At 68.4% G+C, this 12737-nt stretch carries 7 protein-coding genes and 2 pseudogenes; 5 read left to right on the top strand and 4 right to left on the bottom strand.

Features of this window, described 5'->3' with window-relative positions:
• Positions 1 to 13: 13 nt before the first annotated feature.
• From ACFY0T_RS35550 to ACFY0T_RS35540, 3 genes are all read right to left on the bottom strand, one after another.
• Positions 14 to 1024: an ABC transporter permease gene (locus ACFY0T_RS35550; protein ID WP_388880227.1), complete on the bottom strand. Its 1011-nt coding sequence runs from the start codon at positions 1022 to 1024 to the stop codon at positions 14 to 16.
• Entirely contained in the window at positions 1021 to 2517 is a 1497-nt protein-coding gene (locus ACFY0T_RS35545; protein ID WP_388880644.1) for a sugar ABC transporter ATP-binding protein, read from the bottom strand. The genes ACFY0T_RS35550 and ACFY0T_RS35545 overlap by 4 nt, the downstream gene beginning before the upstream one ends.
• 354 nt (positions 2518 to 2871) lie before the next feature.
• The gene (locus ACFY0T_RS35540; protein ID WP_388880224.1) at positions 2872 to 4053 is read right to left on the bottom strand and encodes an ROK family transcriptional regulator; all 1182 of its coding nucleotides are present in this window, start codon (positions 4051 to 4053) and stop codon (positions 2872 to 2874) included.
• Positions 4054 to 4729: 676 nt separating this feature from the next.
• On the opposite strand from ACFY0T_RS35540, the gene ACFY0T_RS35535 reads away from it, so the two are divergent.
• Together ACFY0T_RS35535 and ACFY0T_RS35530 are read left to right on the top strand one after the other, a co-directional pair.
• Complete coding sequence (locus tag ACFY0T_RS35535) at positions 4730 to 7588, top strand: PQQ-dependent sugar dehydrogenase (protein WP_388880222.1); 2859 nt, start codon at positions 4730 to 4732, stop codon at positions 7586 to 7588.
• 20 nt (positions 7589 to 7608) lie between these two features.
• On the top strand, positions 7609 to 9357 hold the full coding sequence (locus tag ACFY0T_RS35530) for a ThuA domain-containing protein (RefSeq protein ID WP_388880219.1): 1749 nt from the start codon (positions 7609 to 7611) through the stop codon (positions 9355 to 9357).
• A 180-nt stretch (positions 9358 to 9537) separates the two neighbouring features.
• Here the strand turns inward: ACFY0T_RS35530 and ACFY0T_RS35525 are convergent, their stop codons facing one another.
• Positions 9538 to 9735 carry a hypothetical protein gene (locus ACFY0T_RS35525; protein ID WP_388880665.1) on the bottom strand — a complete coding sequence of 66 codons (198 nt, stop codon included), beginning with the start codon at positions 9733 to 9735 and terminating at the stop codon, positions 9538 to 9540.
• Between ACFY0T_RS35525 and ACFY0T_RS35520 the strand changes: the two are divergent.
• From ACFY0T_RS35520 to ACFY0T_RS35510, 3 genes and pseudogenes are all read left to right on the top strand, one after another.
• Positions 9644 to 10725: pseudogene (locus ACFY0T_RS35520) on the top strand (inositol-3-phosphate synthase). The gene ACFY0T_RS35525 and the pseudogene ACFY0T_RS35520 sit on opposite strands and share 92 nt — an antisense overlap.
• Positions 10722 to 11707, top strand: a pseudogene (locus tag ACFY0T_RS35515) (SCO3242 family prenyltransferase). The pseudogenes ACFY0T_RS35520 and ACFY0T_RS35515 overlap by 4 nt, the downstream one beginning before the upstream one ends.
• Positions 11704 to 12564 (top strand): sugar phosphate isomerase/epimerase family protein, encoded by an 861-nt coding sequence (locus ACFY0T_RS35510; RefSeq protein WP_388880216.1) that lies wholly within the window; start codon positions 11704 to 11706, stop codon positions 12562 to 12564. Before ACFY0T_RS35515 ends, ACFY0T_RS35510 begins: the two are co-directional and overlap by 4 nt.
• Positions 12565 to 12737: the final 173 nt, after the last annotated feature.

Raw genomic sequence — 12737 nt, 5'->3', positions numbered from 1 at the left:
TTGGCGTGGCGCTTTACTCGTGGGCGGTGCGGCGCTGGACGAGGACGGCGGCGACGATGATCGCGCCCTTCGCGATCTGCTGGGTCGCGCTCTGCAGGTTGTTGAGCGCGAAGATGTTGGTGATCGTGGTGAAGATCAGGACACCGAGGACGGAGCCGGTGATGGTGCCGCGGCCGCCGCTGAGCAGCGTGCCGCCGATGATGGTTGCGGCGATGGCGTCGAGTTCGTAGAGATTGCCGTTGGTGTTCTGGCCGGAGCCGGACAGGATGATCAGCAGGAAGGCGGCGATGCCGCAGCACAGTCCGGACAGCAGGTAGAGGTAGAGGCGCTGGCGGCGGACGTCGATGCCGGCGAGCCGGGCGGCCTCGGCGTTGCCGCCGACGGCGACCGTGCGGCGGCCGAAGGTGGTGCGGTTCAGGATCAGCCAGCCGATGACGACGACCACCGCGAAGACGATCACGAGAGGCGGCACACCGAGGACGTACGCGTCCTTCTCGCCCAGATCGAGGATCTCGGGGATCGTGACGATCTGGGTGCGCCCGTCGGTGATCTGGAGGGCGAGACCACGGGCGGAGGCGAACATGGCGAGGGTGGCGATGAACGGGACCATCCTGCCGTAGGCGATCAGTACGCCGTTGACCAGACCGCAGCCCAGACCCACGACGATCGCTGTGAACAGGACCCCGGTGAATCCGTACTCCTGGGTGGCGACCGTGGTCGCCCACACCGAGGCCAGCGCCACGATCGCGCCGACCGACAGGTCGATCCCCCCGCTGATGATCACAAAGGTCATGCCGACCGTGACCACGCCGATCACCGACGCCTGGGTGAGCACGAGTTGAAGATTGCTGACGGCGAGGAACTCGTCCGGCTTGGTAACTCCGCCCACGAGCACGAGGATCGCGAGCACGCCGAGCAGCGACAGAGTGCGCACATCGGGCCGGAAGCCGAGCGAGGGCCGGCGCGGCGGCGGCGCGGCGGGAGCGGGCTTCTCGGCCGCGGGTGCGGCCGCGGACTGCGTCATGATGCGTGGTTCCCTTCGAGTACGAGATCGAGTACGCGGTGTTCGTCCAGTTCGCGGGCAGGGGAGGTGTGCACGACGCGGCCCTCGCGGAGCACGAGGACGCGGTCGGCGAGGCCCAGGACCTCCGGAACCTCGCTGGAGACCACGAGGACAGCCAAGCCTTCGTCGGCCAGACGCCGGATCACCGCGTACAGCTCGGCGCGGGCTCCGATGTCGACACCGCGGGTCGGTTCGTCCAGGAGCAGCACGCGACAACCCCGGAGCAGCCAACGCGCCAGGACGGCCTTCTGCTGGTTGCCGCCGGAGAGGTTCTTGACCTGGGCGTCCGGGTTGTCCGGGCGAAGCGCGAGGTCACGGGTGACCTGCTGCGCCGCGGCACGCTCCGCGGCTCGGTCGATCCAGCCGATGCGCGAGAACCGGCCGAGGGTGGAGACGGAGACGTTGCGGGTGACGGACTCCAGCATCAGCAGGGCCTGCGCCTTGCGCTCCTCGGGAGCCAGACCGATGCCGGCGCGCACGGCGGCGCATACGTCACCGGGCCGGATCTCCTCGCCGTCCACGAACACCCGGCCGGACGTGGGCCTGCGGGCGCCGTACACGGTCTCCAGGATTTCGGAGCGGCCGGATCCCACGAGGCCGGCCAGGCCAACGATCTCCCCCGGCCGGAGCTCGAAGTCGACCGGCTCGAACTCCCCCTGGCGGCACAGCGCTTCCACCCTGAGTACGGGTGGGACATCGGAAGTGACGGGCATGGCTGCACGGGTGGGGAAGACGTGTTCCACGGTGCGGCCTGTCATGAGGGCGACGATGTCGCGGGTGGGGGTGGACCGGGCCGGCAGGCCGTCGGCAACGGAACGGCCGTCCTTCAGGACGGTCACGCGGTTGCCGATCTGGCGGATCTCCTCCAGACGGTGCGAGATGTAGACGACCGCGACGCCTTCGACCGTAAGCCTGTCGACGATGCGGAAGAGGTTGCGGACCTCGTCCGGGTCCAGGGCGGCCGAAGGCTCGTCCATCACGATCAGGCGTGCGTCGTGGGACAGGGCGCGGGCCATCGAGACGATCTGCTGCTGTGCGGCGGAGAGCTCACCGAGCAGGGCTGCCGGGTTGATCTCGGAGTGGCCGAGTCGGTCCAGCAGGGATACGGCACTGCGGCGGGCGGCCCGGGTGCGAACGACGAATCCGGCGCGCGTCGGTTCGTGACCGAGACTGATGTTCTCAGCCACGGAGAGGTGCTCGACGAGGTCGAGTTCCTGGTAGATGGTCGCGATGCCGAGACGCATGGCGGCGATCGGGGACTTGAGCCGGGCGGGTGTACCTTGCCAGACGATCTCACCTTCGTCGGGCTGATGGGCACCGGCCAGGACTTTGATGAGCGTGGACTTGCCGGCGCCGTTCTGGCCGAGGAGACAGTGGACCTCGCCCTCGTTGACCGTGAGGTCGACGCCGTCGAGGGCACGGACGCCCGGGAAGGACTTGGTGATCCCGGTCATCCTCAGCAGCGGAGCCGGAGTGTCGGCTGTTTCGGTGAGTTGGGGGGTTGGCGACATGGGGATGGTTCCTCGGTTCAGTGGAGGCACGCGGTCATGGCGCTGCGCGTCCTGCGCGGATGAGGCAGGCGTGGTGGGTGATGTGTCCCATGCGGAGACCGCCCAGGCATGCGGACGCAGCAACCTGCGCTGACGGCGCATACGCCGTTGACGGTGTGGAGTGCGCCGGGAGCCGTGAAGGGGAGTCGTCCTGCGCCCGGCGAGCACACCGGGCGCCGTGGCGTGGGCGTGGAGAGGTGATGGTGCAGGCGCCCCACCGTCGGCGGGGGCTGGGACGGTGGGGCGGGTTCGGTGGGATCAGGCCGGGGAGAAGACGCGGTCGGTGATCAGACGGGCTGCGCCGATGACTCCGGACTGAGAGCCGAGTTCGCTGAGGACGATAGGGAGGTTGCCGGTGGCCAGCGGCAGGGACCTGCGGTAGACCTGGGTGCGGATGGCGGCGAGAAGGCTGTGCCCGAGACCGGTCACTCCACCGCCGACGACCACCAGGCCGGGGTTGAAGAACGACACCAGGCCGGCGATGACTTGTCCGACCAGGCCACCGCCCTTACGGATGAGATCAATGGCGAGGGTGTCACCGGCCGCGGCCGCGGCAGCGACGTCGGCTGCGGTGAGCGTGCCTGAGGCGGCCAGCCGGCCGGCCAGTTCACCCGCGTGCCCGGACTCGACGGCTGCGAGCGCGTCTCTGGCGAGCACGGCCCCGCTGAAATGGGCTTCCAGGCACCCGGTGTTGCCGCAGGCGCATGGGCGCCCGTAGGGATCGACCTGGATATGGCCGATGTCGCCGGCACTCCCGGTGACGCCGCGGTACACCTCGCTGTTGACGACGACGCCGCATCCGATACCGGTGCCGATCTTCACGTAGAGGAAGTCTCCGACGCTCCTGGCGACTCCCGCGTGCTGTTCCCCGAGAGCCATCAGGTTCACGTCGTTGTCGACCATGACGGGGCAACCGAGGTCCTGGCTGAGTGCCTCCCGGATGGGGAAGCCGTCCCAGCCTGGCATGATCGGCGGTGCGACCGGGACGCCCTCGGGGAAACGCACCGGTCCGGGAATTCCCACCCCGGCGCCGTCGAAGCCCTCGGCGAGCCCGGCTGCCTTCAACTTGGCGGCCATGTCGAGGACCTGCTCGAAGACGGCAACAGGGCCTTCCCGTACGTCGATCGGCTGACTGAGGTGGCCGAGGACTTCCAACTCGGCGTTGGTGACGGCGACATCGGCTGAGGTTGCGCCGATGTCGACGCCCAAGAAGCGGAGTTCGGGGGCGAGCCGGACGTTGTGCGACCGGCGACCGCCCCTCGAAGCGGCGAGTCCGTCGTTCACCACGAGACCGGTCTCCATGAGCCGGTCCACCTCGACGGCGAGTTTGGATCGGGACAGATTCACCAGCTCACCCAACTGTGCACGGGAGTTGGGGCCTTCATCACGCAACAACCTGAGGATGCACGCCTGATGTGAGTTGGCCGGACGTGCCGTCATGCGCCTCACGTCGCCCCTCCCGCCGCAGTTCGGCCTTCGGTGTCTTCTGCGGTGAAACGTAGCAGTGACTAGCAAGTTGTGGAAGAAGTTAGCTCAGAAGTGAGCTCACTTTTTCCTATCTAAGGACAAAGATGCGTGGCGGACTGAGGTGTTCATCGATGCCGAGGCGGAACATGCCCTCCCCGGTGGGCGTCGCCGAGTTGCGAGCCGACCAGGTCGGACCGCCGCGAAGGATCCGGATAACGAGTAGGTAACGCGGCGGGATGGACGGCAATCTGCGCCCTCCAACAAGGTGACGACCTCTTGCCGTTAGCCGACGAGCAACCGAAAGGATCTTCCCCCGCTGTGCGCGTACGGGCGTGTCACGTGTGCGCCGTGCCGCTCGCGAGGTCGCGGAGTCAACGGGAGTCGAGTAACTGGCCGCCATCCCAGGGCCGGTTGGGTGGCGGGCCGGCTCTCGTGCTACCACCTGCCCCGCCCCGCTGGAAGGACGAGGGCCAGCGGGGCATTCAGGCATGCCCACAAACAGTTTGTCCTCGAAGTGGGAAAAGTTAACTCTTCTTCTGCGCAAGCTCTTTCGGGCCATGCGAAAGAGGGCTACGTTCCCGACGAACTCACTCACAGTGCCGTGCACCCCATGGGCGCCGGCTTCCACCCCTGACACGGAGGGACGACCGTGCATCGAGGACACCCCCCACTCATCCCGCGCCGCCGAGGTACAGCCCTACTCGCCGGGCTGCTCCTCGCGGTGGGCACGCCCACCGCGGCCGCTGCCCACGAAGGCCACGGCAGCACCGAAGCCCACGCCGCCGCCGATCCGACTTTCGCTCAAATCCCGCTGGCCAAGGGGCCGGACCAGGTCGGCGAGCCGCTGTCGCTGGCCGTGCTGCCGGACCGCAGCGTCCTGCACACCTCGCGCGACGGCACCCTGTTCCTCACCGACCAGACGGGCTCGACCCGCCTGGCCGGCAAGCTCCCCGTCTACTCGCACGACGAGGAGGGGCTCCAAGGCGTGGGCGTGGACCCGGACTTCAAGAACAACCGGGCGATCTACCTGTACTACGCGCCCAAGCTCGACACCCCCGCCGGAGATGCCCCCAGCGACGGAACAGCCGACGACTTCAAGAAGTTCGACGGCGTCAACCGCCTCTCCCGCTTCGTCCTCAAGGATGACGGCACCCTCGATCTGGGCAGCGAGAAGAAGGTCCTCGACGTGCCGGCCAGCCGCGGCCTGTGCTGCCACGTGGGAGGTGACATCGACTTCGACAAGGACGGCAACATCTACCTGTCGACCGGCGACGACACCAACCCCTTCGCTTCCGACGGCTACACCCCCATCGACGACCGTCCGAATCGCAACCCGGCCTTCGACGCCCGCCGCTCCTCAGGCAACACCAACGACCTGCGCGGCAAGATCCTGCGCATCAAGGTCGCGGCCGACGGCTCCTACACCATCCCCGACGGCAACCTCTTCCCCAAGGGCACCGACAAGGCCCGGCCCGAGATCTACGCCATGGGCTTCCGCAACCCTTTCCGGATGAGCGTCGACAAGAAGACCGGCGTGGTCTACGTGGGCGACTACGGCCCCGACGCCGGTTCCGCCAACCCGAATCGGGGTCCCGGCGGCCAGGTCGAGTTCAACCGGATCGCCAAGCCGGGCAACTTCGGCTGGCCGTTGTGCACCGGCAAGAACGACGCCTACGTCGACTACGACTTCGCCACCGGCAAGTCGGGCTCGAAGTTCGACTGCAACGCCCCCAAGAACGACTCCCGGTTCAACACCGGCCTCACCGACCTGCCTCCCGCGCAGCCGGCCTGGATCCCGTACGACGGCGGCTCCGTTTCCGAGTTCGGCTCTGGCTCGGAGTCCCCGATGGCCGGTCCCGTCTACCGCTACGACGCGAATTCCACTTCGTCGGTGAAGTTCCCCGAGGAGTACGACGGGAACTTCTTCGCCGGAGAGTACGGACGCCAGTGGATCAAGCGGATCGAGCAGGCGGACGACGGTACCGTCCAGAAGATCAATCCTTTCCCGTGGACCGGCACCCAGGTCATGGACATGGCCTTCGGCCCCGACGGCGCGCTGTACGTCCTGGACTACGGCACCGGCGGCGAGTTCGGCAAGAACCCGAACGCTGCCCTCTATCGCATCGAGTACGCGAAGGACGGCCTCACCCCGATCGCCGAGGTGAGCGCCGACCACACCGACGGGACTGCCCCACTGAAGGTCGCCTTCACCGGAAAGGCGACCGACGGTGACAGCAAGGACCTCACCTACGCCTGGGACTTCGGGGACGGCACCAAGGGCGAGGGGCTCAACCCCACCCACACGTACGAGAAGAACGGCACCTACCAGGCCACCTTCACCGCCAAGGACCCCGAGGGACACGTGGGCAGCGCGAACGTGCGCGTCGTCGTGGGCAACACCAAGCCCAAGGTAGAGATCATCACACCCGTCAACGGTTCGCTGTACAACTTCGGCGACCCGGTCCCCTTCAAGGTCAAGGTGACCGACCCCGAGGAGCCGGACATCGACTGCTCCAAGGTCACCGTCCGCTTCAGCCTCGGACACGACAACCACGCCCACGAGCTGAGCAGCACTCAGGGCTGTGAGGGCACCCTGACGCCGCCCAAGGACGGTGAACACGACCAGGACGCCAACATCTTCGGCATCGTGGGAGCCGAGTACACCGACAAGGGCGCGGGCGGCCAGGCGCCTCTGACCGGCACGAGCCAGGTCATCCTCCAGCCGCACCACCGCCAGGCCGAGCACTTCACCACGCAGAGCGGCAACCTGAAGCTGTATGACAAGGCCGCAGCCCACGGCGGCAAGACCGTCGGTGACATCCACAACGGCGACTGGATCTCCTTCGACCCGTACCGGCTCACCGGAGCGAGCAAGCTCAAGGCCCGGGTCTCATCGGGTGGCGCGGGCGGCACGCTGGAGCTGCATACCGGCTCCCCGACTGGTCCGCTGCACGGCTCGGTCGAGGTGAAGCCGACCGGTGGCTGGGAGACCTTCACGGATGTGGAGACGGCGCTGAAGGACGTGCCCGACCAGACCACCAAGATCTACCTGGTCTTCAAGGGCGGCAGCGGAGCGCTCTTCGACGTCGACGACTTGGAGTTCACGACAGATGGGTCCGGCGGCGCGCACACCGGTGAGGTGAAGGGCGTCAACGGTAAGTGCATGGACGTGGCGGGAGGTAAGGACGACGACGAGACCCAGATCCAGCTGTACCGCTGCAACAACACGGCCGCGCAGCAGTGGACGCTTCCCGGGGATGGCACGATCCGTGCGCTGGGCAAGTGCCTCGACGTCCAGTGGGCCGGCACCGACGACGGCCGGAAGATCCAGCTCTACCACTGCAACAACACCGTCGCCCAGCAGTGGCAGCCGCAGAGTGACGGCACCGTCCGCAACCCGCATTCGGGCAAGTGCCTGGACGCCGAAGGCGACACCTGGGGCGACGAAACCCACATCCACCTGTGGACCTGCCACGGCAAGGCCAACCAGCACTGGACCCTGCCGTAGCCGGAAGGAAGCAGGACATCATGCGTATGAGCCTCACCAAGACCGCGTGCTGGCTGTCGGGCGCGCTGCTGTGCGTCGCGGCGTCCCCCGGGCTCGCCTTCGCCGAGCCGGTCAAGCCGGCTGAGTCCGCCAAGGCCATCACACGTGTCGCCGCCGATCCGGCGTACAAGGTTCTCGTCTTCTCCAAGACAGCCGGCTACAGGCACTCGTCCATCGACGCCGGTATCTCCACGCTGCGGGGGCTGGGGTCGGCGAACAATTTCACCCTGGACGCCACGGATGACGCCGGGGCCTTCACCGCCGACAACCTCTCCAAGTACAAGGCGGTCGTGTTCCTGTCGACCACCGGGGACGTTCTCGACACGGCCCAGCAGGACGCCTTCGAGAGCTACATCCGGGGCGGGGGCGGCTTCGTGGGCATCCACGCCGCCGCCGACACCGAGTACGACTGGCCGTTCTACGGCAAGCTCGTCGGAGCCTGGTTCCAGTCGCACCCCGACCAGCAGAACGCCAAGATCAATGTGGAGGACCGGGCGCACCCCGCAACCGCGCATCTCGGCAGCACCTGGGAGCGGTTCGACGAGTGGTACAACTACCGCACCAACCCCCGGTCCACCGCGCACGTCCTCGCCTCGCTGGACGAGTCCAGCTACTCGGGCGGGAACATGTCCGGTGACCATCCGATCACCTGGTGCCAGAACTACGAGGGCGGCCGCTCCTTCTACACCGGCCTCGGCCACACCGACGCGTCGTACTCCGAATCCGCCTTCCAGAAGCAGTTGCTCGGCGGCATCCGCTGGGCGGCGGGCATGGCTCAGGCGGACTGCCGTCCGGAGAACGGCTACCAGTCGCTGTTCGACGGCAGCAGCACGACGGGCTGGAAGCAGGCCGGGCCCGGCTCCTTCGAGCTCGCCGACGGCACCCTCACCTCCAAGGGCGGCATGGGCCTGCTCTGGTACGACGCGAAGGAATTGAAGGGCGACTACTCCATCAAGGCCGACTGGCGGATGGACGGTGACGACAACTCGGGGATCTTCGTCGGCTTCCCGGCCTCCGACGATCCCTGGTCCGCCGTGAACAACGGGTACGAGATACAGATCGACGCCACCGACAGCCCGGACCACACGACGGGGGCCGTGTACGGCGTCATGGCGCCCGACACCGCCGCCCGGGACAAGGCGCTCAATCCTCCCGGCGAATGGAACACCTTCGAGCTCCGTGTCACCGGCGAGCACTTGGAGGTCTTCCTCAACGGTGTGAAGATCAACGACTTCACCAACACCGACCCCGCGCGAAGCCTCCAGCAGGGTTATGTCGGCCTGCAGAACCACGGCGACGGTGACCGGGTCTCGTTCCGCAACGTCCGTGTCAAGACCACGAATTCACGCACCGGTGAGGTGAAGGGCGTCAACGGCAAGTGCATAGATGTGGCGGGAGGCAAGGACGACGACGAGACCCAGGTCCAGCTGTACCGCTGCAACAAGTCGGCCGCCCAGCAGTGGACGCTTCCCGGTGACGGCACGATCCGCGCGCTGGGCAAGTGCCTCGACGTCCAGGGCAGGGGCACAGCGGACGGAACCAAGATCCAGCTATACCGCTGCAACGACACGCCCGCCCAGCAGTGGACGGCGCAGAGCGATGGCACGGTCCGCAACCCGCACTCCGGCAAGTGCCTCGACGTCGAAGGCAACACCTGGGGCGACGAAACCCACATCCACCTGTGGACCTGCCACGGCAAGGCCAACCAACAGTGGACTCTGCCGTCATGAGCATCGCTCCTGACCTGTAGTCCACGGAACTGGCCCGGGAACCCCATCCGCCTGAAACAGGCGTGCCCGGGCCAGGTCGGCCGGCCTCACCAAGTGCCTTCGTGGCCTGGCGGTCCCGGCACCACAAACGGGTCCGTGCCGGGGTTGCGGCTCACGCCCCCGGCACGGGCCATCCACTCATCACACGCACACGCACAAGAACGGCAGGGAGGCGCTCGCGATGACACCATCGACATCGACATCGACATCGACATCGACACCGGCAGTGCCACGTACGGGAATCTGGCTGATCGGAGCCCGCGGCTCCGTTGCCACCACAGTGGTCGCCGGGTGCGCGGCCGTCGCCTGCGGGCGGCAGCCGGCCGTCGGGATGGTCACCCTCTCTCCGCACTTCGTCGGCTGCGGCCTCCCGGATCTAGGGTCCCTGGTCTTCGGCGGCACGACGTCGCGTCCTGCCCACAGCCGAAACGGGCCGAGCAACTGGCCGTGCAAGGGGTCCTGCCGCACGACCTGCCCAACGCTGTACGAGACGAACTCGCCGCGGCGGACGCCGAGATGCGGACCGGCGGCCCCGTCGTGGACGACCCGCGCGACGACCAGGAACTGATCAGCGCTTTCGCCGAGGACCTCGCCGCCTTCCGGACGCGGAACAACCTCGCCCGGTGCGTGGTGGTCAACGTCGCCTCCACCGAACCGGCATCCCGCGAAGGGGACGAGAGGCTGCCGGCCAGCTCTCTGTACGCTGCCGCCGCGCTCCGCGCCGGCGCTGCGTATGTGAACTTCACACCGTCGACCGGACTGCACCACCCCGCGCTCTCCGGTCCGTACGACGTGCCGGTGGCCGGGAGGGACGGCAAGACCGGGCAGACGCTGCTGCGCTCCGTGCTCGGCCCGATGTTTGCGCAGCGTGCGCTCACGGTGCGGTCCTGGTCCGGTACCAACCTGCTCGGCGGGGGAGACGGGGCGGCGCTCGCCGACCCGGACGCGGCCGCGGCGAAGAACGCCGGGAAAGCCCGGGTCCTCGCCAACACCCTCGGGACCATCCCCGAGGGAGTCGTGCACATCGACGACGTGCCGTCGATGGGGGACTGGAAGACGGCCTGGGACCACATCGCCTTCGAGGGTTTCCTCGGCACGCGGATGGTACTGCAGACCACCTGGCAGGGGTGCGACTCCGCCCTCGCGGCGCCCCTCGTCCTGGACTTGGCCCGGCTCCTCGCCCGCGCGCACGAAGTGGGGCTCACCGGTCCGCTCCCCGAGCTGGGGTTCTACTTCAAGGACCCCGACCCGGGGACGCCTTCGTCGCTGTCCGAGCAGTACATGGCGCTGCTTGGCCTCGCGGAGCGGCTGCGGGGGGATAACGAGTGAACGCGCTCCGGGACTGGACTCAACTGCTGTGCGTGTCGGCGCTGTTCACGGTCCCAGGGGATGCGCTCGCCGGGGCGGCGGCCGCGGGCGTGCGCGCCGACCGGAGCACGCTGCGCGCCATCGGATGCTCCCTGTGTCTGTATGAGGCGGGCATGGCCTTGAACGACTGGGCGGACCAGGACGAGGACGCGCGTGAACGCCCGAACCGGACTCTCCCGTCAGGTCGCATACGCCCGGTCGCCGCTTTGGGGGCGGCGGTCGGGCTGACCGGGGTGGGCCTTGCACTGGCGGCGCGGGCGGGGCGCCCAGCGGCGGCGGTCGCCGGGGCCCTGGCCGCCACCGTTTGGGCGTACGACCTGAAGCTCAAGCACACACCCGCGGGGGCGGTGGCGATGGGCGCGGCCCGTGGCCTCGACCTGCTGCTCGGCGCGGTGGTAGCCGGGCAATCACCTCTTCGGCCAGCTGTGGCCCTCTCCTCGGCGGCGCTGGCCGCCCACACGTACGCGGTGACTCGCGTCTCCCGGTACGAGACCACGGGCGGTTCCAGCCTCGCTCCCTTCGCCGCCCTGGCCACAAGTCTCGTCATCAGCACGGGACTTGGATTGCGGGGTCTTCGTAGCTGGGGTGGTGCGGACGCAGGGGGAGGGGCAGCCGGGTCCGCAATCGCGTACTGGTCTGACTTTCGGGAGCCGGCAGCCCGGCACGCGGCAACCGTCTGTCGCGCGGCCTTCGCCTGGCGCGCGGCCTCACCGCACCGGCCCTCGCCGCCACCTACGGCGCCACGGCGGCGCGCCCCTACTTGCACGCCGTCCTCAATCCCTCTCCGTCCCTCACGCAACGCGCCGTGGGAGGCGGCATCCGTTCCCTCATCCCCCTCCAGGCCGCTTTTGCCGCGCGCGCCGGTGCCCCCGTCCTGGGCGGGGCCTTGATGGCGTTGGCGCCGATGGCGCGCCGCGTCTCCCGGAAGGTGAGCCCGACATGACCTTGCGCTTTGCCTACGGCACCAACGGCCTCACCGACCTGCGCCTCGACGACGCGCTGTTCCTCCTCGCCGACCTGGGCTACGACGGCGTCGGTCTCACGCTCGACCACATGCACCTCGACCCCATGGCGGCGGACTTCTCCGTTCGTACCAGCCGTCTGTCCCGCACGCTGGCCATCCTGGGTCTGACGGTGACGATCGAGACCGGCGCCCGTTACGTCCTCGACCCGCGCCGCAAGCACGGCCCGTCGCTCCTGGACCCAGACCCGGACGGGCGCGCGGCTCGGGTTCGCCTGCTGGTGCGTGCCGTGCAGGCCGCCGCCGATCTGAGTGCGCACGCGGTGCACTGCTTCAGCGGCATCACCCCTGAAGGCGTCGATCCGGACACGGCGTGGAAGCGTCTGGCCGACGAGCTGGCGCCCGTCCTCGACGCCGCCAGTGGCCTGGGGGTGCCGCTCGCGGTGGAACCCGAACCCGGCCATCTTCTCGCCACCCTCGACGACTTCCACCAGCTGAGCCACCTGCTCGGCAGCCCCGACGCGCTCGGCCTCACCCTGGACATCGGCCACTGTCAGTGCCTAGAGCCGGACCCGCCCGCCGAGTGCGTCCGCGCGGCCGCGCCGTGGGTGCGTCACATCCAGATCGAGGACATGCGGCGCGGCGTCCACGACCATCTCCCGTTCGGAGAGGGCGACATCGACTTCCCGCCCGTCCTCGACGCCCTCACCGAACTCACCCACACCGGCTATCAGGGCCTGATCACGGTGGAGCTGCCTCGCCAGTCCCACGCCGGACCGAGCCTCGCCGAAGATTCCCTCCGATTCCTGCGTGGCCTTGAGGGAGGAGCACACGCATGACCACACCGCTGACCGAAGACCTTGCCGAGCTGTGGGAGCGCCTCGACGCCCCGACCCGGGCCTGGCTCACCAACGCCGTGCTCGAGGCTGCCGCTGCCCGAGGTACCCCACCATGGTGTAGGCGAGATTGGTGCATGTGGCACGGCACAGCTGCTCGTCAGGCTCGGTCACGT

Origin of the sequence: Streptomyces sp. NPDC001530 (assembly GCF_042894545.1) — a bacterium.
GTDB lineage: Bacteria > Actinomycetota > Actinomycetes > Streptomycetales > Streptomycetaceae > Streptomyces.
This window is presented reverse-complemented; position numbering and strand designations above follow the sequence as displayed.

Bases quoted from the DNA above. Each gene is read 5' to 3' on its own strand.
- ACFY0T_RS35550 (WP_388880227.1), bottom strand. From the start codon at position 1,024: ATGACGCAGTCCGCGGCCGCACCCGCGGCCGAGAAGCCCGCTCCCGCC.
- ACFY0T_RS35545 (WP_388880644.1), bottom strand. From the start codon at position 2,517: ATGACCGGGATCACCAAGTCCTTCCCGGGCGTCCGTGCCCTCGACGGC.
- ACFY0T_RS35540 (WP_388880224.1), bottom strand. From the start codon at position 4,053: ATGACGGCACGTCCGGCCAACTCACATCAGGCGTGCATCCTCAGGTTG.
- ACFY0T_RS35530 (WP_388880219.1), top strand. From the start codon at position 7,609: ATGCGTATGAGCCTCACCAAGACCGCGTGCTGGCTGTCGGGCGCGCTG.
- ACFY0T_RS35510 (WP_388880216.1), top strand. From the start codon at position 11,704: ATGACCTTGCGCTTTGCCTACGGCACCAACGGCCTCACCGACCTGCGC.